This is a genomic window from Microcoleus sp. D2_18a_B4, from assembly GCF_036702475.1.
Lineage (GTDB): Bacteria > Cyanobacteriota > Cyanobacteriia > Cyanobacteriales > Microcoleaceae > Microcoleus.
The window spans coordinates 17,923-39,425 of the sequence record NZ_JAUBTL010000021.1 but is presented as its reverse complement, the minus strand read 5'-3'; the positions used below and the strand labels follow the sequence as shown (position 1 = coordinate 39,425).

The window sequence follows — 21,503 nt, the reverse complement described above, 5'->3', positions numbered from 1 at the left end:
CCCATGAAAACCGACAAATTTTAAGCATTTCTCTTCCTATCTCTCTTGATATTTCTTCCTTCGCGTCCTTCGCGCCTTCGCGGTTCATTCAAAAAATCTATTTCACAAATCCCACAAAATTCCCATAGCAGTTTTAAACAATGATTGACTACATTCGAGACGGAACAGAAATCTACACCAAATCCTTCGCCACAATTCGAGCCGAAGCAGATTTGTCAAGCTTGCCGCCCGATTTAGAATCGGTAGCCGTGCGACTAATTCACAGTTGCGGCATGACCGATATTGTTACAGATTTAGCCGCTTCCCCCGGTGCAGCCACCTGCGGACGCCAAGCCCTCTCCGCAGGTGCGCCCATCCTGTGCGATGCCCGGATGGTGGCCGAAGGCATCACTCGCAAACGCCTTCCGGCTGACAATCCGGTGATTTGCACCCTCTGGCATTCCGAAATCCCGGAGTTGGCGCGGCAAATGGGAAATACTCGATCGGCTGCGGCGCTTGATTTATGGCTGGATAACTTGCAGGGTGCGGTTGTGGCAATTGGCAATGCCCCGACTGCTTTGTTCCGACTGCTGGAAATGCTGGATGCCGGAGCACCCAAACCGGCTTTAATTCTGGGTTTCCCGGTAGGATTTGTGGGGGCTGCCGAATCCAAAGCCGAACTCGCTGCCAACAGTCGGGGAGTGCCATTTATTACGTTGCACGGGCGACGCGGTGGCAGTGCAATGGCAACGGCGGCCGTGAATGCGTTAGCGAAAAAGGATGAATTATGACTAAGGCTACTGGTAAATTGTACGGTTTGGGTATTGGGCCTGGCGATCCAGAATTGATCACATTGAAAGCTTATCGGATTTTGCAATCGGTGCCGGTGATTGCCTATCCGGCGATGGAAAATGGTAAGGTGCTGGCGCGGGCGATCGTCGCAGATTATCTGCGCCCGGAGCAAATTGAGATTCCGATGCCGCTGCCTTTTAGTCCGACGCGATCGTCTCAACCTTATTATGATATTGCTGCCGAGAAAATTGCCGCACATCTGAGCGAGGGACAGGATGTGGCAGTGCTATGTGAGGGCGAACCTTTTCTCTACGGCTCGTTTATGTATCTATTCAACCGTTTGTCGGCGAGATTTACCACTGAAGTTGTGCCGGGAATTTCTTCGACAATGGCGAGTGCGGCTGCGTTGGGAGTGCCGCTGACTTATCGTAACGATGTGTTAAGTATTATGCCTGCGACGCTGGATACTGAGGTTTTGCGCGATCGACTGGCGGTTGTTGATGCTGCTGTGATTATTAAGCTGGGGAGGCATTTTGCGAAAGTCCGGGACGTGCTGATTGGGTTGGGACAGTTCGATCGAGCATTGTATATAGAACGCGCAACTATGCCGAATCAGCGAATTCGGGCGATCGCAGATGTCGAGCCCGCTGAAGTTCCCTATTGGGCTCTCATTATGATACCTAGCCAGCAAAAGTCTGTATCTTAATATTTCCATGCCTGAAGGCGACGCGCTTCCAGGCTTTACCTACTTTTTTGTGCATTCTTACCTCTTTATCCTGTTTTCTTCATATTGATAACTTAACCTTATAACTTACATCAGTTAATCTGTTGTTAAAATACTTTACAAACCTTAGAATATGCTTTATGTTTATTTACATGGCGGAACACAAAGCCGTCACGAACATTGAAAACCAAATAAAGCAATCATAAACAAATGACAACAACCTTACAGCAGCGCGAAAGCGCCAACGTCTGGGAACGCTTTTGTGAGTGGGTCACAAGCACCGACAACCGCATTTATGTAGGTTGGTTCGGAGTCTTGATGATTCCTACCTTGCTCAGCGCCACCATCTGCTACATCATCGCCTTCATCGCTGCTCCTCCAGTGGACATCGACGGCATCCGCGAACCAGTAGCAGGTTCCTTGATGTACGGTAACAACATCATCACAGGTGCTGTTGTTCCTTCATCGAATGCAATTGGTCTTCACTTCTACCCAATCTGGGAAGCAGCTTCCCTCGATGAGTGGTTGTACAACGGCGGCCCTTACCAATTGGTAATTTTCCACTTCCTCATTGGCGTTTTCTGCTACATGGGTCGTGAATGGGAATTGTCCTACCGCTTAGGTATGCGTCCTTGGATCTGCGTCGCTTACTCTGCACCAGTTGCAGCAGCCACCGCAGTATTCTTGATCTACCCAATTGGTCAAGGTTCGTTCTCTGACGGTATGCCCTTGGGTATCTCCGGTACATTCAACTTCATGATCGTGTTCCAAGCCGAGCACAACATCCTGATGCACCCCTTCCACATGTTGGGAGTTGCTGGTGTCTTCGGTGGTAGCTTGTTCTCCGCCATGCACGGTTCTTTGGTAACATCTTCCTTGGTTCGTGAAACAACCGAAACCGAATCGCAAAACTACGGTTACAAATTCGGTCAAGAAGAAGAAACCTACAACATCGTTGCAGCCCACGGCTACTTCGGTCGTTTGATTTTCCAATACGCTTCTTTCAACAACAGCCGTTCTTTGCACTTCTTGTTAGGTGCATGGCCAGTTGTCGGTATCTGGTTTACCGCTTTGGGTATCTCCACGATGGCTTTCAACTTGAACGGTTTCAACTTCAACCAATCGATTATCGACTCTCAAGGTCGCGTTATCAATACTTGGGCTGATGTCATCAACCGCGCTAACTTGGGTATGGAAGTAATGCACGAGCGCAATGCTCACAACTTCCCGCTTGATTTGGCTGCTAGTGAAGTCACTCCAGTAGCTTTGGTTGCTCCTTCTATCAATGGCTAAGTTTTAGCTTTTGATTAACAAAAAGCGCTCCTAGAAATAGGGGCGCTTTTTGTTTGGGGAAAATATTTTTCTAGAGCTGTTTCTATCCGTTAAATCCCTTAAATCCGTAACCCCCCTTACCTCCGTTGCCTTCCTTCTTGCTTTTTACTTATTTTTTCTTCCTTTATTCTTTAATTTTTTATGATTACTATAGAATATAGCCACTAGGCCGATCGAGATACTGTGACATACTCCACGGGCGAAATCTTATATTATGGTCTAGGATTCCCATAGTCGGATTCAGAATATGTTGGGCTTGCTATAAAGTGTTCGCTAGCAGCAATGCAATTGTGTCAATTCCAGAATCTAACCATAGACAAATGTAGCTGATCGGGAGTCGCTCCTCACCGTCCCAAGCGCTCTATCTGTAAGGAGAATTTGTATTATGAAAGATGGACAAGAAGTACGCCGCGTCTCCACATCCGTCATTGCGGGTGTTTGCGGGTTGGCTTTACTGGCGGGAGGGGGCATTGCCTGGTGGACAGCGAACCGTTCGCCAACCCCCGCAGATACGCAGTCTTCTGCTCAAACTACGGCTCCGCCGCTGTCCCCAAGTCCTGCGGAATCTCCTGCTGTAATTATCCCCGTACCCCCTCCAAATCCTGTACAAGTGCCACAGGTTCAGACGCCACAGGTTCAGACGCCGCAGGTTCAGACGCCTACAGCTCAGACGCCTAACGCTCTGGTGCCCAAGTCACCGCAGCCAAAGCCTTTGCCGCAGACTGATGTCCAGACAGTGCAAGTCTACTGGGTTAAAGATGCGATCGGCAAATTTGAGGGAGTTCCTACGAAAGTAGCTGTCAAACAAGCTGACAAGCCTGATGCAGCTTTACAAGCTGCTTTTAACAGTTTGTTGGCTGGGCCAAAGGATGCAACTGTTTCTAGCGAAATTCCTAATGGGACAAAACTCAGGGGTTTGAGTGTTAAGAATGACGGAGTTTATGTCGATTTGTCGGCAGAATTTACTTCCGGGGGAGGGAGCAATTCGATGACTGGCCGGTTAGGGCAAGTTATCTATACGGCTACGAGTTTACAACCGAATACCAAGGTTTGGATTTCGGTAGAAGGCAAGCCTTTAGAACTTTTAGGGGGCGAAGGTTTGGAGGTGGCTCAGCCGAGTACCCGCCAAAGTTTTGACAAAAATTTTCCCCTTTAGTAATTATGAGTCATTAGTTAGAAATCATTAGTTAGGAGTCATTAGTCATCGGTCTGAAGGCAGAGAGTAGGGATTGATAACTGATGACTCATGGCTGATGACTAATGACCACGAATTTCAAAGGTGGTACAAGCCGCCGGATTTATCCGTGGAATCAATCCCAAATCGAAAATCTAAAATCCTCCAGCCCCCGCATTTATCCGTGGGGTCAATCTAAAATCTAAAATCTAAAATCTAAAATCGATTGACTGGGGGCTGAGAACTAATTTTCAGTGCTTCGTAGTTAGACTAAATGCCCGAAAGTGTAGGGCTTGCTGTTCGATCCGGCTGGCAAGCCGATCGCACACCATATTACACAGCTCGAATATTAGCTCGTCTTGCACCTTATAATAAGCTGAAGTTCCTTCACTCCGGCGAGTGAGGATACCAGCTTGGAGCATTAGTTTTAGGTGCTTAGAAACATTGGCTTGACTCGTTTGAGTAGCTTCCACCAATTCTTGCACGCATTTTTCGCCGTCGCGAAGCAAGTTCAAAATTCGTAAACGCATGGGTTCGCTCAAAATACTGAAATACTCAGCAACTTGTTGCACAACCTCTTGCGGGACAGGCTGGGATGACTTCATCAAACTCACCGGAGAGAAGTGATCGGGAAATATTAGCATTTATTCTGTCCATAACAATAAAGTAATCCTTCAATCCGGATTAATTCGCATCAACACTTGACCGTATTCGACAGGTTCGCCATTTTGAACTAAAATTTCCATCACTTGACCGGAGACTTCATCAGCATCGATCTCGTTCATCAGCTTCATCGCTTCGATAATACAGACTGTCTGGCTGACCTTGATGCGATCGCCCACATTGACAAAAGGTGGCTCATCAGGAGCAGCCGCGCGATAAAAGGTTCCTACCATCGGCGAGATAATTGGCACCCATTTCGTATCTACAGAAGCAGGTACGGCAGCAGGTGCGGCGACAGGGGCGACGGGTACAGGGGCAGCCAGATCCGCTGCTAAATTTTGGTCAACAGCAGGAGGTGACGCTAAGGTGGGGCTAGGAACCGCGCCCAACGCGATCGGAGCGACAGTCGCCACGGCAGCAGGGAGCGCCGCAGAGGTGCCTGGTGAACTTGCCAGAATGCCTTTGCGTACTGTCAGTTCAATATCCCCACTTTTTAATGTCAGTTCCGAAATGCCAGTTTTGTCTAATACAGTTAGCAGGTCACAAAGCTGGTTTAAGTCTAGTTGCACAGCAGATTCAAGGGTAATTGAGAATTGAAAATTGAAAATTGAAAATTGAAAATTCCGAATCAGGCGACGCTAGGAGAATTCACCGATTTTGGAGGCAAAAGGGATAGTTCTTAAGCTGTGAGCGATGAGTATTGAATTTTAACTTCTTTAACTCATAACTCAGAAATAAAAACTAAAAACTCCCTTTTCCTCCCTCGTTTCTACTCTCGACCGAGGTACTTGTCTTCACGAGTATCAATCCGAATCCGTTCTCCAATGGAAATAAATAGAGGCACCATAACCTGAGCTCCGGTGGAGACGATCGCGGGTTTGCTGCCACCAGTGGCAGTATCTCCTTTGACTCCGGGATCGGTTTGCAGCACTTCCAAGACGACAGAGTTGGGGAGTTCCACTTCCATGATTTGGTCGTTCCAGCGCAGGATGCTGACTTCCATCCCTTCACTGAGGTACTTGACACGATCGCCTATTTGCTTAGCATTGAGGCGACTTTCCTCGTAAGTTTCCATATCCATAAAGACGAACTCGTCGCCCTCTTTATAGGTATGCTGCATCACACTCTTTTCCAGGTTGGCTTGAGGCATAGTCTCGCCCGCCCGGAAGGTTTGTTCTACTACGTTTCCGGTTTGGACGTTTTTTAATTTGGTCCGCACGAAAGCCGAGCCTTTTCCTGGCTTGACGTGGAGGAATTCGATAACCCGCCACACGCCGTTATTCCATTCAATTGAAACACCTGGTCGAAAGTCGTTACTAGAGATCATATAAATTTTTGTGGGCAATCCCGTCGCCTTTGGGCACGGGGGAACTAGAGTCAGTCGATTTTAGATTTTAGATTTTAGATTTTAGATCTACTCCACAGATGAATTTGGGAGATTGAACCTTGGTCTAAAATTTTGATCTCTCCACGACAGGAGTCTGGGGATTGTATCCGTTTTTGAGCGGGTCAGGTTAAAGCCGCAGTCTAGCTGACGGCATCAAAAAGCAATTGGCATTTTATTTTACCGTTCAAAGGGAGCAAGTGCTGTACTGAAATGTTAATGGCAGGGGGCAGTGGGCGGTTGTCAGTTGACCGAAAGCATCCAGGATACAAGCCCCCGGATTCATCCGTCCAGAAATAAAAAACCTGTATCCGATCAACAAGCCCCCGAATTTATCCGTGGGGTCAATCTAAAATCTAAAATCTAAAATCTAAAATCTAAAATCGATTGACTGTTGCTAGTGGGCAACTCCCTCCCCAGCCAAACCAACAGACACTTTAGATATTAGACGGGAAGCCCCGCGCTGTACCTGTACTCAGCAGGTCAGCGTCGGGATGAGAGGCGCGTCAATCGATGGGGTTCAACACCCCGGAGATTGACAATTTTCTTAGCAACTCACGAATAACATCACTCTGTGTTCGCTCGGTCAACTCGCAGTACTTTCGCAAATGCTCAACCTCTCGTTCCGGCAACCTAATACTGATTTGTGACATGGTAGCAATACTGTAGCAATATGCTATAATCTTATCATGAGACTTGCATATCAGTACCGATTACTTCCGACCTCAAGCCAGCAGGCTACGCTCAACAGGTGGCTTGATATGTTGCGACATCAGTACAACTGGATGCTCGCAGATAGGTTTGACTGGTGGGAGTCGAATCGGTGTGCAGTCAATTCCTGCCCGTTGGTTTGCAGTATCGCCCAAACCAGAGAGCAGCCCGAATACTATGGGCAGAAGCGTTCTCTGGTCGGCTTGAAGCAGGATAGACCCTGGTACAAAGAGATTCATTCTCAGGTGCTTCAGGACATGGTGAAGCGGGTTAAGCTCGCGTTTGACCGATACCTAAAAGGGGACTGCAACGGCAAGAAATCAGGGAAGCCAAGATTCAAAGGCGCAAACCGATACCACAGTTTCACCTACCCTCAAGCTTCGATAGATTGGATTGACGGCAACAAAATCGAGCTGCCCAAAATCGGAGCAGTTAAGGTTGTTTGGCATCGTCCGCTACCAGAAGGTTTTGAAGTTAAGTCAGCCATTCTGACTCACAAAGCAGATGGTTGGTATGTGACGCTCAGCCTGCAAGATGAATCTGTGCCAGAACAAACCGTTGATGTTGTTCCCGACTGGGATAACTCGATTGGAATTGATATGGGGCTAGAGTACTTTGTTGCAGACTCGGAAGGAGATTTAATCGACTATCCTCGTCACCTGAGAGCGGCTGAATCGAAGCTTGCCTTGCTGCAACAGAAGAGAGAGTTGCGCCCAAAGGGTAGCGTTGCAGGAGCGCGATTGAATCAGCGGATTGCAAGGCTTCATCAGAAGATAGCAAGACAGCGCTATCAGTTTCATTGTGAAACGGCTAACCTTCTACTTTCAAAGGCTGATGTGATCTTCACCGAGGATCTAAACGTCGCCAATATGATGAAGCGCTGCAAGCCAAAACAGGATACAGATGGAACGTTTTTACCCAATGGGCAAGCCGCAAAGTCAGGACTGAACAAGTCTTTTGCTGATGCTGGAATAGGTCAGTTTGTCAACCAAATCCTACCTTTCAAAGCTGAAAAAGCTGGGAAGCAAACGATTAAGGTAAACCCAACTGGCACCAGTCAGCATTGCTGTATCTGCTTGAACCGAGTACCGAAAGAGCTGTCAGATCGGTGGCATTCCTGTTCTTATTGTGGGAACCAAATGCCACGCGATACAAACTCTGGAGTGCTGATCAAAAAAGTGGGGTTGGGACTCGCCTCACTCAAAAAAGCTCGAAAGCCGAAAGGTCTAGAGAAGCCTGCGCTGTATGCGTAGCATCAGCGTCGGGAGTAGTTCACATGGGTAGCAGCTTAGAGGGCGGGCAGCGCTGTGGGAAGATAAGAGAGGCAATCAAAGTTAAAGTTATGTTGCATTGGCCTAATTTCTCGATCGATACGTGCAAGCGCTGGGTCAAAACCGTCGCTTTAGCGCTCTTGCTGTTCACTCTCTCCCTGAGTTTCAGTGCAGTCTCCCATGCCAAACGCCCCAGTAGCAGTATGCCTGCAGGGAATGCGATTACGGACGGCCGGGCGCTGCTGCGCTTCGCTTTACCTATTGACAATCAGACTGTGCGAGATTTGCAAATCAGTCTCGAAGACATTGGCAACCACATACGATCTAAACGTTGGGGGCCCATTAGCAGCGATGTCAGCAAGGCTTCCAGGATTCTCAACCTTCGGGAATCTGACCTTTTAGAGAGTATTCCTGACGCCAAAAAGCCGGAAGCTGAGGCGCTAGTTGCAGGAGTCAAGGAGAAAGTTGCTCAACTGGAAAAGGCTGTTGAGGCTAAAAACAGGGACAAAGTGATTGACTTGAAAGCCACAATCCTGGGTTCGGTAGGCGAAATCGAAGAGTTGATGGTGACAAAGTTTCCGTTTGAAGTGCCTGCCAAGTATGCTAATCTGCCTCAACTGAAAGGGCGCGCTACTGTGGCTGTACAAACTGAAAAAGGGGAAATTACTGTTGTGGTTGACGGCTACAGCGCCCCGGTTACGGCTGGTAATTTTGTGGATTTAGTCGATCGAGGTTTTTATGACGGTTTGCCGTTTATTCGATCGGAAGAATCCTACGTTTTGCAAACGGGAGACCCCGAAGGCAAGGAAGAGGGTTTTATTGACCCAGCTACTGGCAAATACCGGAATATACCGCTAGAAGTGCTCGTCAGGGAGGAAAAAGAACCTATTTACGGGATTACTCTAGAAGATGCGGGGCGTTATCGCGACGAACCTGTTTTGCCTTTTTCTGCTTTCGGTACTGTGGCAATGGCCCGTACAGAAACTGACCCTGATAGCGCTTCTTCTCAGTTTTTCTTTTTCTTGTTTGAACCTGAACTCACGCCCGCTGGTCTGAATCTGTTGGACGGCCGCTATGCTGTTTTTGGTTACATGATTGAAGGAAAAGAAGTTTTGGAGCAACTGAAGCAGGGAGACAAGATTGTATCTGCTAAGGTAGTTAAAGGAATCGAAAATTTGGTGCGACCTCAAGTTTAATTAATGAGGGCGATTGAAATCGCTTTGACACCAAAGTGACGGCGATTGAAATCGCTTTTACAGAAACAAAGCCCGCCTGCGCGGGCTGAAAAAATCAATAGTGACAGGCATTGAAATCTTTTCTAAATAAAGCAAGGTAACGGCGATTGAAATCACTTTTACACAGACAAAGCCCGCCGGAATCATGCTGGAAGAAGAGATAATTTTTATATAGCCTTTCTCAGAAAGATGAGGTACTCATGGGCATAGGGCATAGGGCATAGGGCATAGGGCATAGGGCATACCTCACCACGCTTGAGAACCGCTATAGTTACGTTATTGAAATTAGGAATTCCATCGAAAATATGGCTATTTTACAATTTTTATTGGTAATGGGTTTGGGCGGCTTCGCAGGTTTGTTGATTGTCAAAAATGTGAATGAAAACAAGCAAAAGCAGCGGTTGGATGAGGCTTTTTATCAGTTGTTGGAAACTCAAAACAGTCAAATTTCGCTGATTCAACTGGCTGCTAGTGCTAGGGTTGAGGCTGAAGTTGCTCAGCAGTATTTAACTCGGCAAGTTAAGATTTTTTCGGCGGTTTTAGAGGTAGATGATGAAGGAGATACTTTTTATAGGTTTCCTAGGTTGCGCTTGCCGCCGAGTTCTGGTAAGGAATGGTGAATTGAGAAAGTGCGATCGACTAATTCCAAATTATGCAAGTTAAAGATATCGGTGAACAAGGTCTTTTAAGAATATTGCAAAAATTCTGCCCCGCAGAAATAGTGGGTGATGATTGCGCCGTAGTTCCGACAAATCCCAACCAATCTCTGGCTATCACTACAGATATGTTGGTGGATGGAGTGCATTTTAGCGATCGCACTACGGGGCCTTATTACGCAGGATGGCGCGCCGCAGCGGCGAATTTGTCGGATCTGGCTGCGATGGGAGCAACACCTCTGGCGGTGACTGTAGCCCTCGCTGTGGCGGGGGATACGGCTGTGGAGTGGGTTGAAGAGTTTTATCGGGGGATGACGGCTTGCTTGCAAGAATATGATACGCCGATCGTCGGTGGCGATGTTGTGCGATCGCCCGTGGTGACTGTGGCGATTACGGCTTTTGGACAAGTTGAGTGCGATCGTACCATTAGTCGGTCAAATGCGCGATCGGGCTGGGCGATTGTCGCTACTGGGGTTCACGGAGCATCGCGCGCGGGATTAGAATTGCTGTTAAATCCAGAATTCGGGCAAAATCTGGAAAAGGTCGATCGGGCTTCCTTAATTCTCGCTCATCAGCGCCCTAAACCGAGGCTGGATGTTTTGCCGGTTGTTTGGGAAATATTAGCTTCCGAAGGCGCGATGGAACCCCCCCTCAGTCCCCCCCTTGCTAAGGGGGGGCCGGGGGGGGTTCCATCCCCAATTGCAATCGCCGGAATGGACAGTAGCGACGGTTTAGCAGATGCTATTATTCAAATTTGTCGGGCTAGCGGTGTTGGCGCAAAAGTCGATCGCACAAAAATACCAATTCCCGATATTTTCAGCGAAATTGGATCACCAGAACAAGCTTTAGATTGGGCATTATACGGCGGAGAAGACTTCGAGTTAGTGCTGTTTTTGCCGATCACAAATGCTCAGTTATTAGTGGAAAGAATAGGAAACGCAGCCGCGATTGTGGGAATCACTACTGAGAGCATCGATATCTGGTTGACTGATAGCACCGGTGTTTATCCTGATGCTATATTAAAGCTCGATCGAGGATTTCAACACTTTTGAATTATCTCGCTTGTCCGCATAGGCGGACTTGGTTTGTGTAGAGGCGGTTTCAACCGCCTGGTTTTTGCCCGTTACAGATTTTCCGCCCCCGAAATGTTGACTCTGTTATTGTAAGCAGTAGCCAGATTATTTTGGGTTTGCGTCCATTTTTCGCTACCGGGCTCCCGATTATTTAAAACTATTTGATAACCCGCAATGGCAATTTCAATATTATTCCCTTTATTCCCACTCGGAAACTCACTAATATGACTACTCAAATTTTCAATCAGACCGATAATTGAGCTAATTGTTGGGGCATTTTCGCCAGTAATTAACTTCTGACTTACTTGCTGTAAAGTCTCGGAAAAACTGGCATTCAGGAGATGTTGCCGTTGCTCTAGCATTGGGTAAATTACTGCAATATCGCTATTGCTATCTTGTTCTGCTTGCAATAATTCAATGAAAAAATTTGCATACTCTTGGGAATTTTCGCCTTGAGAGTTCTCGCTATTGCCCTGATCGTTCATCTCGATGAGTGGCCATAGCTGACTGGCTAGATTTCGCAGGAAATTAGCGCCATTCTCCCCTCCTTGTTCTGCTAAGGTTGATGCTACTAACTCGCAGGTTTCCATAAATCCGCGATCGAGTAATTCGGAGTTATCCTGTAAAATCTGCGGTTCCTCTCCGTTGGGGCAATTCAGGAGAGTGTGAATTAATTGCAGATAGGCTTGGGCGCGGTTTTCTTCCATTGTGGGGAGTTGTGAATAACACCGGAATTGATTTTAGCATAATTTTACGATATTTTGTAGGGGCGGATTCGCCAACCATATATAACAATTACCCACCATCTATATAAACCCACCCTCCCACCACCTATAACCCACGTCAACCTAAAATTTGCCTCGCCTCGCCCAAATGTAAATGATGATTCTTGGGGAGTTGTGAATAACATCGGTATTTATTTTAGCATAATTTTACCATATTTTGTAGGGGCGGGTTCGCCAACCATATATAACAATTACCAACCATCTATATAAACCCGCCCTGCCACCACCTATAACCCACGTCAACCTAAAATTTGCCTCGCATCGCCCAAATGTAAATGATGATTGTTGGTTGGGTGGGGCGGGTTTTTTAGATTGTTTATTTCAGGCAATTATGGTTGGTGAACCCGCCCCTACAGGATGTATGAAAGATTATTTGGATTGTGCGCGGGTGGCCAGAAACCGGGTTTTTGGGAGATACTTCATTACAGTCGATAAAAATCGTAAACACCCGGTTTATTTGGAATTTTAACCGCATATTTTCATGCTAACGTCTAGATAATGCTACCTTTGGCATTAATCTATCCAAAATTTGCTCGATCGCAATTACTGTCCAATCAATATCAGCTTCTGTGGTTTCTCGCCCTAGAGTCAAGCGAATTCCACCAACTGCACCGATTTCGTCATATCCCATTGCTAATAATATCGGACTGGGAGTTAGTTTGCCGCTGCTACAAGCAGAACCGGAACTAATGCCAATTCCTGCTAAATTTAGCTGCCGCACCAGAGTTTTGCCTGTGATTCGCCCTGTATCTCTTTGTTGATAAGGGCGGGAGGAAGGGGAGACTATGCAAAAACTGACGTGGTGCGGTAGCCGACAATATCGATCGCCAGTTGGTACTAAACTGGGTACGTGGGATAATCGGTCAAAAAGTCGATCGCGCAATCCAATTAACCTCGGCGTTTCCACATCAATTTCCTGCAATGCTAACTCCGCCGCCACCCCAAAACCGACAATTACCGGCAGCGCTTGTGTCCCGGAACGCAGTTTCAATTCTTGGCCACCACCGCCTAACATTGGCACTAATTCTACTCCCGGACGCACGTAAAGCGCCCCCGCACCTTGCGGCCCGTAAAGTTTGTGACTGGAAAGGGAAAGCAAGTCTACGGGCAGTTTTTGCACGTCAACTTGCAGCTTGCCGGCAACTTGAACTGCATCGGTATGAAACATGATATTGCGATCGCGAGCAATTTGTCCTAATGCCTCAATTGGTTGGATCGTCCCAACTTCGCTTTGTCCGTAAATGATTGAAATTAACACTGTATTCGATCGCAGCGACTCTTGCAAATCCAAAGGGTGAATGCGCCCAAATTTATCCACTGGTAGCCGCGTCACTTCCCATCCCAACTGTTCGAGTTGTCGCGCCGGTTCTGCTACTGCGGAATGCTCTACGCTGGAGATAATAATATGCTGCGGCTTTGTATAAAGACGGGCAATTCCCATAATTGCCAAATTGTCCGCTTCAGTGCCACCACTGGTAAAAATCATCGATTCCGGTAGCGCGTTAATCAAGCTAGCAACCTGCATTCTTGCTAATTCTAAAGCTGTCGCCGCCCTTTGTCCCCACTCGTGCAAACTGGAAGGATTGCCCCACTGCTGAGTCAGGGCTTTTTGCATGGCTTGAATCGCTTCTGGGCGTGCGGGTGTTGTGGCACTATAGTCTAGGTAAATTTGCATGATTTTAAATAACTAATGACTAAGGACTAATGACTAATGACTAATGACTAATGACTAATGACTAATGACTGATAACTAACTTCCTGGTTTGCAGACGTTGTAGTCTTCGTGCGACAAAACTTTTTGGGGAGTTAAGAAAGTGCCACAATCTTCACAAAGCATTCTGTAGTTGCGAGTTACAGGAATACTGATTATTAAACGGTTGTGACGCAGGCGTTTGCCGCCGAAATCTCTGTAATTCTTATTTTCGCCCAAAGCTGCTATAATTGCCCGGGCTTTAGTGACTACGTGGTCGGGCAGACCTCTGAGATCGATGGTATCTCTAGCAAATGATGCTTCCCTCTCTTGTTTTTTGGTTTGTTTTTGTGTCAGCACTTCAACGTACTGCTGCTGCGCCACCAACTCTTGCGTGCAGCGATGGCACGCTTTACCATATCCTTTGTGACCGCACGGAAAAATTCTTTTTCTTTTAGCCATAAAGCAGCGGTATCGGGTTTGACCCACGCCCCTGAATGCTGCTACCCTACCAGTGATGCTTCCGGCATCGAGGCAGTTCTACAAGACGTAAAATCTATTCCCTTGCATAAATTTAATAGGTTGTAACTTTACTTGATCCAATAGCTTTGAACTGTGAGAAGGCTAATAACCTCTATATTTATTAAAATTTTGTGGCTGTATTGTATTATCATTTACTCGGTTTCTGTTGTGCGGGGCTGCTGGCGATCAATCTGGCGGGCTGCGGACAAACAAAGCAAGACGTGCAGAATTTACCTCTCAGTCTGGCTCCATTGCCTCAAGACCCCTTGTTGCAAGTATACTTCAATCAGTCGATCGCTTCGAGTTATACAGAGCCTTACCGCCAGCAAACTAGACCTGGAGATGATTTAGAAAACTTGATCGCTGTGGCGATCGCTAGTGCTGGATCGACGGTAGATGTTGCGGTTCAGGAGTTTCGCTTGCCCGGTATTGCGAGGGTTTTGGCCGATCGACAGCGATCGGGAATTAAAGTTAGATTAATTGTCGAACATATGTATAGTCGCCCTTGGAGCGATTTTACAGCCCAGGAATTGGCGAAATTACCGGAAAGAGAGCGCGATCGTTATAGCGAATTTGTGCAACTTGCCGATCGCAATAAAGACGGTAAATTGACTGCCGATGAAATCAAGCAAAACGATGCTTTGGTAATTGTCAAAGATGCGGGAATTCCTGTAATTGACGATACTGCTGACGGCAGTAAAGGCAGCGGTTTGATGCACCACAAATTTGTGGTAATTGACGGCAAAACGGTAATCGTCACTTCTGCTAATTTTACCACAAGCGATATACATGGCGATTTCAAGACAGCAGCAAGTCGCGGCAATGCGAACAATTTGCTGAAAATTGAAAATGCTCAAATAGCGCAACTATTTACTCAAGAATTTAACATCATGTGGGGCGACGGGCCCAAAGGCAAACCGGACAGCAAGTTTGGCATCAAAAAGCCGTTTCGTCAAGTGCAAAAAGTAAGAGTAGGGAATTCGACAGTTGGGGTGCAATTTTCGCCGACTTCTCCGACTTTGCCTTGGGAAAAAAGCGTTAACAGTTTGATAAATCGAAATTTAGGTAGTGCGAAAAAGTCGGTTGATTTGGCATTGTTTGTATTTTCGGCTCAGCGGTTGTCAAATACTTTGGAAATTGAAGCTAGCCGGGGAGTTGCGGTGCGAGCTTTAATTGACTCTAATTTTATTTATCGCTCTTACAGTGAAGGTTTGGATATGATGGGGGCGACTTTGATGCAAGATTGCGGGTTAGAAACTGACAATCGCCCTTGGAGAAAGCCGCTGACTACGGTGGGAGTGCCGCTGTTACCAATGGGCGATCGCCTGCACCACAAATTCGGCGTTGTGGACGGCAAAACGGTGCTTACAGGTTCTCACAATTGGAGTGAGGCTGCAAATCACGGGAATGACGAGACGCTGCTGGCGATCGAAAGTCCCACAGTTGCGGCCCATTTTGAGCGGGAGTTCGATCGGCTTTACAAAGGTGCAACCTTGGGAATTCCCCCCCGCATCAAACAGAGAATTGACGCTAAGAAAAAAGAGTGCGATTCACTACAAGCAGCATCAAAATCTGCGAGTGCTAAACCTCAAATTGCTGCGGGTAAAAAGTTAGTTAATTTGAATGCAGCGAGTCAGGAAGAATTAGAAACCTTGCCTGGGGTTGGCCCGAAGTTAGCCGAGAGAATTATTGCAGCGCGGCAACAGCAACGTTTTACCTCTTTGGAGGATGTGGCACGGGTACAGGGAGTTGGGGACAAGATTTTAGAGAGATGGCGCGATCGAGTAACTTGGTAGTTAAGTTCGTACTCCTGAAATGTTGCACCATTCTCAAGAACAGGCAAGATGCCTGTTCCACAAGAAAATTCACTCTTTGTGGAACGGGCATCTTGCCCGTTCATAAAAGGCTTATTGACAATAGTGCAACATCTCAGTAATCAGGACTTCATTCCTGACTCTAAAAAGTTCACAGTCATAACTTCCGCCCTTCCTTTGGAAACTCAGCATCCAAGACTCAAGCCCTCACTAGAAACCTATTCGATATACTTTGACAACACCTCACCTCTCAAGTTAAAATAACTCCTAAAAAAAATGCTATCTATTCACATTAGAGGTAGAGAGAGATGAAACACGCCAGATTTATTACGGGGAGGCCACAAATCAAATTCCTAGCTATTTTGGTGGGGGCTTTTTTTTTGACGCTAGCAGCTTTCACAGTTAGCGCCCAGCAGACTAGCGAAGCACAATTTAGGGTCAAAAACGAAAACGCTTTTAATATTAATTTGATTCAATTTAAGCGCACTGAATATGTAGGGCCGTGTGCCGGTACTGTCTTCTCCCCTGATTCGCAAAGCGCTCGATTTGTCTCCAGCAAGACTCCTCCTGGCCCTAACAGAAGGGTGATGATTAAAAATGTGACTGATGGCATGGAAACTAACCCCTATCCCTACACAGACAGAGGTTACAACAAAGGTGAGTTTTCCGAGGATTTTGGATTTAAGTTGGGTAACAGTCACAAAACAAGAACTTTTTCGGTTTTAGAGGGAGAAAATAAGTTTCTCTATGAAATTAAAGAAAATGACCAAGTTATAGAACAGGGTTCGCTGACGGCTGAAGTTTCTATACAAAACTTAGGGACTTTTCCCCGTCAGCAAATTTGTCAAGATCAGGTAGAATGTCGGGATACTTCTGACTGTCGCGATCGTAAAGGCAGAAAAAGAACTTGCAGACAAGAGTGTTTTCCTGTTCAACAGTGTCGTTGTCCGTAACTACTTTCTGTCCTAAAATTATTTTCTTTAATTAACGGCAGAAGACAAAGAGGAATAACCAACCCGAAACAAGATAAGTTATTACTCGTTACCAGGCAGAGCCTGGTAACGCAGATCCGGAGGCTCGGCCTCGTATTTTCATGGGAGCAAACGAGGCAGAGCCTCGCTTACATCGGTTCCAGGCACAGCCTAGGAACCAGTTAAGAAAATTGAGTTTTTGTGGAACAGGCCGGAGTGCCTGTTCCGCGAGAATTAAGTAATGGGGTGAAAGTAAAATGCTGCTCCTAACACGATATATGTTGCTAAAAGCAGCACTCCTTCGAGCCAATTAGAGCGGCCGTCGATACTGATTAGATTGGCAATTGTCACTGCAATGGCAACTGCCACTACTTCAAACGGATTGAAGTTTAAATCCATCGGCTGATGAATCACTAATCCGATAATTACCAACACCGGCGCTACCAGTAAAGCAACGAGCAAACTCGAACCCATTGCGACAGAAACTGACAAATCCATATTGTTTTTCATCGCCACTCCCACCGCAGTTACATATTCGGCGGCGCCGCCAACTATCGGCAACAGAATTACCCCTGTAAACAGTGGCGTTAATCCCAATCCTTTGGTAGTTTCTTCGACAACACCAACGAAAATTTCTGATTCAAAAGCAACGGCAACAGTTGAGGCAACTAGCACCCCTATCCACAACCACAAATTCGGTTTGTGCGTAGTAGATTCTTCTTTGGTATTTTGAGGATTTTCTGACTCTAGTTCTACTAAGCCAACATCGTAAAGATAGCTGTGCGTTTTTAATGAAAATAGGAGAGTTAGAGCGTAAACTGCAATTAGGACGATCGCAGTTATTAAGGAAAGATTTTGAATGGCTGCGGGTTCGACTCCATTGGAGGTGTAAATTACCATTGTCGGCAGCAGGATTGCAATCACTGCTAGAGTCATTGTGGAACCGTTCACCCGCGCGATAATCGGTTTAAATTCTTGTTCTTTGTAGCGGATTCCTCCTAGCAGCATGGAAAATCCCATGACTAAGAGCAAGTTGCTGATAATTGTACCGGTTATGCTGGCTTTCACAATGTCAATTAAGCCGGCTTTCAGGGCAACGATGGCAATAATTAATTCCGTAGCATTGCCGAAGACTGCATTTAATAAGCCGCCTATGGAGGGGCCTGTAACGATCGCCACTTCTTCTGTTGCTGTGCTCAACCAAATCGCCAGAGGTATAATGCCTAAAGCGGATGTGATGAAAACTGCAAGGGAACCCCAGTGCAAATACTCAGCGGCGATGGAAATGGGGATAAAAATTAACAGCGCTATGGAAAGAATCTTTTTGATTGACATAGGAACTCGGATGGTGTAAGGAAGGGTGAGGTCGAGTTGTCGGGGCGATCGCAAAGTTGATTTTACACTATTCAACTATTCTCTGACAATTCTGGCGGCAAGTGCGATCGATAAATTGGGAATATTTAACCGCAAATGCACCCAGAGCGAGGCAGATTGAATATAATAGAATTATATCGACATCGGTGAAAAGATATGTCTCAATCTGTAGTGCCTGTTGTTGAATCAAATCAAATTGATACTTCACCCACCTTGACCTTTGAAGAATACCGATTTTATCAAACTGATTCCGATCTACAATATGAACTGTACAAAGGCAAATTAATTCCGATGCCAACCGCCACAGTTTTACCTATCAAAATTTGCGAATATTTAGTTTACAAATTGCAGCGTTACCTAGCTGAACACAATCTTGACTTAGTAGCAAAAACAGGTCTGGGAGTAAGAACAGAAGAAGATATCTCTCGGATTCCTGATGTAGTTGTTTGCACTCAAAGTCTTTTGGAACAAGCTGCTGCTAGACCAGGTTCTGGTATCCTCGATTTTGAGGAAAAGCCGCTGTTAGTCATAGAAGTAGTGAGTCAAAATCGGCGCGCCGATTATGTGGTTAAACGAGCTGAGTACGAACTAGCTAACGTACCTGAATATGTAATTGTTGACCCTACACCTAACAAAGAACTGGTGCGAGTTTTAGCTTTTCCTGAAGGTGAAGACATCTATACACAAACAGATTTTGTGCCGGGGCAACAAATGGTGTCTGTAGTATTTCCTAATCTGACATTATCAGTGGATGAAATACTGTCTCCGCCATTAGTTGAAGGGTTGATTAAAGCAGAAAAAGCTCGGTTCCAGGAACTTGAACAACGGGCTGAAAGATTAGCGGTGAGGTTGCGAGAATTAGGAATAGATCCCGATCGCATTTAGGAGGTTTCTGTCAGATCCCCGAATTCTTAAAAAAGTCGGGGATCTGGGTATTCTGTTGTTTGAGGTGGGCTTGATACTGTGCAGCTATTCAACCCAACGCACCCGCACAAAATGAGCTTCGCGTCCCCAGAAGTCGTGACTTACAGTAATATCAACAACACTCAAATTAAACGGAATAGCAGTGGTGACGTACCGCTGAGCCAGAGATCCCACATCAGGGGCTAACTGAGCCGCTGCTGCTGCTGCTGCACCCAAACCTAAAAGTTGTAGAAGGGGCCCGCGAGGCAGGGCTAAATTGATGCCAACAGCAAGTCCTGCCGTTAGCAGCATTGCCACCGACAAATTCGTGCCACAGCGGGGATGTACAGCTAAATCCCACTCTCCGCTGGCAATCCGCTGCAAAGCCTCGCGCACAGCCTGACGCAACTGTGCAATGTTAACGTGGCCATAAAGATAAAACCCTTGGTCTGTGGACATTCCGCCCAATAACTCATTATCGGTTCTTCCTGTCGTCGCACCAAACGATTGGCTTAGTACCCAAACCGTAGCGTGTTCCAAAGCATGAACTTGGCGCAAAGTCAAGACTTCCTTCAAACCGGGCACAAAATTGAGTTGTCGCAACAAATCAGCATCTTGAGTCCGCTGCGGGGCAAAGTCGAAGGGAAACTGGCCGGTGCGGCCGGAAGCAGAAGCAGTAGTTGTCATATCAAAACGCCTCCATTAACTCCAATTAAGTGGATATTTAAGATTAGCAATTCGGTTGAGAAAAAGCCGATCGTAAATTATCAATAGTTGTGACTTTAAAACCTAGCAAGGGCAGGTTTTGTGCAAAAATTATTAGCCATCAACCTGCCCTTACTAATAGATCGCACTTATTCCCAGTTTATTGCTCTACCCGTTGACCCTCACGAAATACTCCCGGAATTCGCCGGCCTCTGGTATCGATAATTGTCCCTTTGCCGTGAGGTAATCCCTTGCGTAACTCTCCCTGATAGCGGATACCGTTGGAGAACGAACAGTTACCCCTGCCATCAAGTTCTTGACTATAGAACTGTCCCGAACACCGACTGCCGTCAGCCCGGGTGAACGCTCCCGTACCTAAAGGCTTGCCCCCTAAAAATTGACCCACAAAGCGATCGCCATTAGCAAAAATGAATTGCCCTTGTCCCGTGGGCACGCCTACTTTTTGATCGAGAGAAAATGACCCTATATAGCGATCGCCATTAGTAAAAATAGCGGTCCCGGAACTAACTTTGCCATCTCGGAATATGCCCTCGACGCGGGCGTCGTTCTTAAATATAAATTGTCCTCGACCATTTGGTTGACCTTGACGGAACAGTCCCTCATAGCGATCGCCGTTGGAATATATGTATACCCCCGTGCCACTCGGCAAACCGTTAACGAACTGTCCGATGTAGCTATCGCCATTGTCGTAATCGCACCTAACTCTACCTGTAGCGATAGCTGGGACGCAACTACCACTCGGAGATCCTACCCCTACTTGCGCCATTGAGGGCAAGGGATAAGTCGCGTAACTACCAATTCCCAACACTGATCCCACTAATAAAGCGATTCCACTGGTTTTAAAACGGGAAATCATTAACAAAGTCTCTCCTATACGCTTCTGGATATTATTTTCCTTCGTCTTTTGTCTTTTGTCGGATTTCTGGTCAGAAATCCCCTGAAAAACTGAATTTATCCTTTAGGAAACTCCGGGTTTGCCGTTGCGAAATACCCCCGGAAAGCGCCTGCCGCTAGCATCGATCATCGTCCCGACACCGTGAGGCAGTCCCTTTCGCAATTCTCCTTCATAGCGCGTACCGTTGGGGAAAGTGCAGGTGACACTAGCGTCTAGTTCTTGATTAAAAAATCTGCCGGAACAGCGAGTGCCGTCTTTGCGTACTAATACCCCTGGGCCAAAGGGCGAACCTGCAAAGAATTGTCCTTCGTAGCGATCGCCGTTGGAGTAAAAAAATTGACCCCGCCCTGCGGGTTGGCTGCTAATAACATCAGTCTGAACGTTCCTGACGACTGCGAACTCTCCGACGTAGCGCTCGCCGTTGGGAAAAACGACCGTCCCCGATCTCATTGTGCCGTCTTGGAACACGCCTGTGTAGCGGGCATCATCTTTAAAAATGAATGTCCCTCTACCATTTGGCACTCCATTCCGAAAATTTCCTTCGTAGCGATCGCCATTAGCGTACACGTAGACTCCACTGCCGTCGGGCAGGCCGTTGACGAAATTTCCCTCGTAGTTATCGCCTCCCTCGTAATTGCATTTTACTCTCCCCGTCGGAGGGTTTCCTTGGCAGAAGGGAGGGCGTTTTCCTTCTTCTGGTTTTGGTTCAGGTGTTGGTTGAGCCATTGATGGCTGGGGATTCAAGAGATTAGTGGCGCTGCCGATACAAGAAGCAACTAATATCACCATCCCTAATTTTTGAATTGAACCGAGCATGATCGATCTCCTT

The 21,503-nt window shown here is 46.7% G+C and carries 22 protein-coding genes; 11 read left to right on the top strand and 11 right to left on the bottom strand.

Annotated elements, in window-relative coordinates; genetic code table 11:
* Positions 1–140: 140 nt before the first annotated feature.
* From QUB04_RS14480 to QUB04_RS14465, 4 genes are all read left to right on the top strand, one after another.
* Entirely contained in the window at positions 141–770 is a 630-nt protein-coding gene (locus QUB04_RS14480) for a precorrin-8X methylmutase (RefSeq protein ID WP_015176091.1), read from the top strand.
* Positions 767–1,477, top strand: coding sequence for a precorrin-2 C(20)-methyltransferase (locus tag QUB04_RS14475; RefSeq protein ID WP_333285239.1), 711 nt, complete (start codon positions 767–769; stop codon positions 1,475–1,477). Before QUB04_RS14480 ends, QUB04_RS14475 begins: the two co-directional genes overlap by 4 nt.
* Positions 1,478–1,705: 228 nt before the next feature.
* Positions 1,706–2,788 (top strand): photosystem II q(b) protein, encoded by a 1,083-nt coding sequence (psbA, locus tag QUB04_RS14470; RefSeq protein WP_333070606.1) that lies wholly within the window; start codon positions 1,706–1,708, stop codon positions 2,786–2,788.
* A gap of 424 nt (positions 2,789–3,212) precedes the next feature.
* Positions 3,213–3,983, top strand: a complete 771-nt coding sequence (locus QUB04_RS14465; RefSeq protein ID WP_333285237.1) for a GerMN domain-containing protein — start codon at positions 3,213–3,215, stop codon at positions 3,981–3,983.
* 269 nt (positions 3,984–4,252) lie between these two features.
* Here the strand turns inward: QUB04_RS14465 and QUB04_RS14460 are convergent, their stop codons facing one another.
* The 4 genes from QUB04_RS14460 to QUB04_RS14445 all read right to left on the bottom strand — a co-directional run bounded on the left by QUB04_RS14460 (position 4,253) and on the right by QUB04_RS14445 (position 6,701).
* Positions 4,253–4,645, bottom strand: a complete 393-nt coding sequence (locus QUB04_RS14460) for an ArsR/SmtB family transcription factor (RefSeq protein WP_006631662.1) — start codon at positions 4,643–4,645, stop codon at positions 4,253–4,255.
* Between the two features lie 30 nt (positions 4,646–4,675).
* Positions 4,676–5,233, bottom strand: coding sequence for an acetyl-CoA carboxylase biotin carboxyl carrier protein (gene accB / locus QUB04_RS14455; RefSeq protein ID WP_333285235.1), 558 nt, complete (start codon positions 5,231–5,233; stop codon positions 4,676–4,678).
* A gap of 200 nt (positions 5,234–5,433) precedes the next feature.
* Positions 5,434–5,991 (bottom strand): elongation factor P, encoded by a 558-nt coding sequence (gene efp / locus QUB04_RS14450; RefSeq protein WP_333058573.1) that lies wholly within the window; start codon positions 5,989–5,991, stop codon positions 5,434–5,436.
* A 563-nt stretch (positions 5,992–6,554) separates the two neighbouring features.
* Positions 6,555–6,701: a DUF6290 family protein gene (locus QUB04_RS14445; RefSeq protein WP_333285233.1), complete on the bottom strand. Its 147-nt coding sequence runs from the start codon at positions 6,699–6,701 to the stop codon at positions 6,555–6,557.
* A gap of 36 nt (positions 6,702–6,737) precedes the next feature.
* Here QUB04_RS14445 and QUB04_RS14440 point away from each other — a divergent pair, with 36 nt between their 5' ends.
* The 4 genes from QUB04_RS14440 (at position 6,738) to thiL (ending at position 10,973) form a co-directional block, all read left to right on the top strand.
* Positions 6,738–8,012 (top strand): transposase, encoded by a 1,275-nt coding sequence (locus tag QUB04_RS14440; RefSeq protein WP_333285231.1) that lies wholly within the window; start codon positions 6,738–6,740, stop codon positions 8,010–8,012.
* Between the two features lie 89 nt (positions 8,013–8,101).
* Positions 8,102–9,226: a peptidylprolyl isomerase gene (locus QUB04_RS14435; RefSeq protein ID WP_333285335.1), complete on the top strand. Its 1,125-nt coding sequence runs from the start codon at positions 8,102–8,104 to the stop codon at positions 9,224–9,226.
* A gap of 344 nt (positions 9,227–9,570) precedes the next feature.
* Positions 9,571–9,885, top strand: a complete 315-nt coding sequence (locus QUB04_RS14430) for a hypothetical protein (protein WP_333058575.1) — start codon at positions 9,571–9,573, stop codon at positions 9,883–9,885.
* A gap of 32 nt (positions 9,886–9,917) precedes the next feature.
* The gene (thiL, locus tag QUB04_RS14425; protein ID WP_333285230.1) at positions 9,918–10,973 is read left to right on the top strand and encodes a thiamine-phosphate kinase; all 1,056 of its coding nucleotides are present in this window, start codon (positions 9,918–9,920) and stop codon (positions 10,971–10,973) included.
* 71 nt (positions 10,974–11,044) lie between these two features.
* On the opposite strand, the gene QUB04_RS14420 is transcribed toward thiL, so the two are convergent.
* The 3 genes from QUB04_RS14420 to QUB04_RS14410 all read right to left on the bottom strand — a co-directional run bounded on the left by QUB04_RS14420 (position 11,045) and on the right by QUB04_RS14410 (position 13,931).
* Positions 11,045–11,701, bottom strand: a complete 657-nt coding sequence (locus QUB04_RS14420; RefSeq protein WP_333143339.1) for a hypothetical protein — start codon at positions 11,699–11,701, stop codon at positions 11,045–11,047.
* A gap of 562 nt (positions 11,702–12,263) precedes the next feature.
* Complete coding sequence (locus QUB04_RS14415; RefSeq protein ID WP_333285228.1) at positions 12,264–13,454, bottom strand: cysteine desulfurase family protein; 1,191 nt, start codon at positions 13,452–13,454, stop codon at positions 12,264–12,266.
* Positions 13,455–13,529: 75 nt separating this feature from the next.
* The gene (locus tag QUB04_RS14410) at positions 13,530–13,931 is read right to left on the bottom strand and encodes a DUF7682 family zinc-binding protein (protein WP_333285226.1); all 402 of its coding nucleotides are present in this window, start codon (positions 13,929–13,931) and stop codon (positions 13,530–13,532) included.
* 191 nt (positions 13,932–14,122) lie between these two features.
* On the opposite strand from QUB04_RS14410, the gene QUB04_RS14405 reads away from it, so the two are divergent.
* Together QUB04_RS14405 and QUB04_RS14400 are read left to right on the top strand one after the other, a co-directional pair.
* Positions 14,123–15,787 carry a DUF655 domain-containing protein gene (locus QUB04_RS14405; protein WP_333285224.1) on the top strand — a complete coding sequence of 555 codons (1,665 nt, stop codon included), beginning with the start codon at positions 14,123–14,125 and terminating at the stop codon, positions 15,785–15,787.
* Positions 15,788–16,113: 326 nt separating this feature from the next.
* Positions 16,114–16,758 carry a hypothetical protein gene (locus tag QUB04_RS14400; RefSeq protein ID WP_333285222.1) on the top strand — a complete coding sequence of 215 codons (645 nt, stop codon included), beginning with the start codon at positions 16,114–16,116 and terminating at the stop codon, positions 16,756–16,758.
* A 252-nt stretch (positions 16,759–17,010) separates the two neighbouring features.
* Here the strand turns inward: QUB04_RS14400 and cax are convergent, their stop codons facing one another.
* Entirely contained in the window at positions 17,011–18,111 is a 1,101-nt protein-coding gene (gene cax, locus QUB04_RS14395) for a calcium/proton exchanger (RefSeq protein ID WP_333143346.1), read from the bottom strand.
* A 195-nt stretch (positions 18,112–18,306) separates the two neighbouring features.
* Here cax and QUB04_RS14390 point away from each other — a divergent pair, with 195 nt between their 5' ends.
* Positions 18,307–19,035, top strand: a complete 729-nt coding sequence (locus QUB04_RS14390; RefSeq protein WP_333285220.1) for a Uma2 family endonuclease — start codon at positions 18,307–18,309, stop codon at positions 19,033–19,035.
* An 84-nt stretch (positions 19,036–19,119) separates the two neighbouring features.
* On the opposite strand, the gene QUB04_RS14385 is transcribed toward QUB04_RS14390, so the two are convergent.
* The 3 genes from QUB04_RS14385 to QUB04_RS14375 form a co-directional block, all read right to left on the bottom strand.
* Positions 19,120–19,740, bottom strand: a complete 621-nt coding sequence (locus QUB04_RS14385) for a DUF6391 domain-containing protein (protein WP_333285218.1) — start codon at positions 19,738–19,740, stop codon at positions 19,120–19,122.
* A gap of 178 nt (positions 19,741–19,918) precedes the next feature.
* A complete protein-coding gene (locus tag QUB04_RS14380) occupies positions 19,919–20,635 on the bottom strand; it encodes an MORN motif-containing protein (RefSeq protein WP_333285216.1) in 717 nt (238 codons plus the stop codon).
* Positions 20,636–20,737: 102 nt separating this feature from the next.
* Positions 20,738–21,490 carry an MORN motif-containing protein gene (locus QUB04_RS14375; protein ID WP_333285214.1) on the bottom strand — a complete coding sequence of 251 codons (753 nt, stop codon included), beginning with the start codon at positions 21,488–21,490 and terminating at the stop codon, positions 20,738–20,740.
* Positions 21,491–21,503: the final 13 nt, after the last annotated feature.

Excerpts from the sequence above, each read along its gene's own strand:
- QUB04_RS14480 (WP_015176091.1), top strand. The coding sequence starts at position 141 with ATGATTGACTACATTCGAGACGGAACAGAAATCTACACCAAATCCTTC.
- QUB04_RS14475 (WP_333285239.1), top strand. The coding sequence starts at position 767 with ATGACTAAGGCTACTGGTAAATTGTACGGTTTGGGTATTGGGCCTGGC.
- psbA (WP_333070606.1), top strand. The coding sequence starts at position 1,706 with ATGACAACAACCTTACAGCAGCGCGAAAGCGCCAACGTCTGGGAACGC.
- QUB04_RS14465 (WP_333285237.1), top strand. The coding sequence starts at position 3,213 with ATGAAAGATGGACAAGAAGTACGCCGCGTCTCCACATCCGTCATTGCG.
- QUB04_RS14460 (WP_006631662.1), bottom strand. The coding sequence starts at position 4,645 with ATGCTAATATTTCCCGATCACTTCTCTCCGGTGAGTTTGATGAAGTCA.
- efp (WP_333058573.1), bottom strand. The coding sequence starts at position 5,991 with ATGATCTCTAGTAACGACTTTCGACCAGGTGTTTCAATTGAATGGAAT.
- QUB04_RS14445 (WP_333285233.1), bottom strand. The coding sequence starts at position 6,701 with ATGTCACAAATCAGTATTAGGTTGCCGGAACGAGAGGTTGAGCATTTG.
- QUB04_RS14440 (WP_333285231.1), top strand. The coding sequence starts at position 6,738 with ATGAGACTTGCATATCAGTACCGATTACTTCCGACCTCAAGCCAGCAG.
- QUB04_RS14435 (WP_333285335.1), top strand. The coding sequence starts at position 8,102 with ATGTTGCATTGGCCTAATTTCTCGATCGATACGTGCAAGCGCTGGGTC.
- QUB04_RS14430 (WP_333058575.1), top strand. The coding sequence starts at position 9,571 with ATGGCTATTTTACAATTTTTATTGGTAATGGGTTTGGGCGGCTTCGCA.
- thiL (WP_333285230.1), top strand. The coding sequence starts at position 9,918 with ATGCAAGTTAAAGATATCGGTGAACAAGGTCTTTTAAGAATATTGCAA.
- QUB04_RS14420 (WP_333143339.1), bottom strand. The coding sequence starts at position 11,701 with ATGGAAGAAAACCGCGCCCAAGCCTATCTGCAATTAATTCACACTCTC.
- QUB04_RS14415 (WP_333285228.1), bottom strand. The coding sequence starts at position 13,454 with ATGCAAATTTACCTAGACTATAGTGCCACAACACCCGCACGCCCAGAA.
- QUB04_RS14410 (WP_333285226.1), bottom strand. The coding sequence starts at position 13,931 with ATGGCTAAAAGAAAAAGAATTTTTCCGTGCGGTCACAAAGGATATGGT.
- QUB04_RS14400 (WP_333285222.1), top strand. The coding sequence starts at position 16,114 with ATGAAACACGCCAGATTTATTACGGGGAGGCCACAAATCAAATTCCTA.
- cax (WP_333143346.1), bottom strand. The coding sequence starts at position 18,111 with ATGTCAATCAAAAAGATTCTTTCCATAGCGCTGTTAATTTTTATCCCC.
- QUB04_RS14390 (WP_333285220.1), top strand. The coding sequence starts at position 18,307 with ATGTCTCAATCTGTAGTGCCTGTTGTTGAATCAAATCAAATTGATACT.
- QUB04_RS14385 (WP_333285218.1), bottom strand. The coding sequence starts at position 19,740 with ATGACAACTACTGCTTCTGCTTCCGGCCGCACCGGCCAGTTTCCCTTC.
- QUB04_RS14380 (WP_333285216.1), bottom strand. The coding sequence starts at position 20,635 with ATGATTTCCCGTTTTAAAACCAGTGGAATCGCTTTATTAGTGGGATCA.
- QUB04_RS14375 (WP_333285214.1), bottom strand. The coding sequence starts at position 21,490 with ATGCTCGGTTCAATTCAAAAATTAGGGATGGTGATATTAGTTGCTTCT.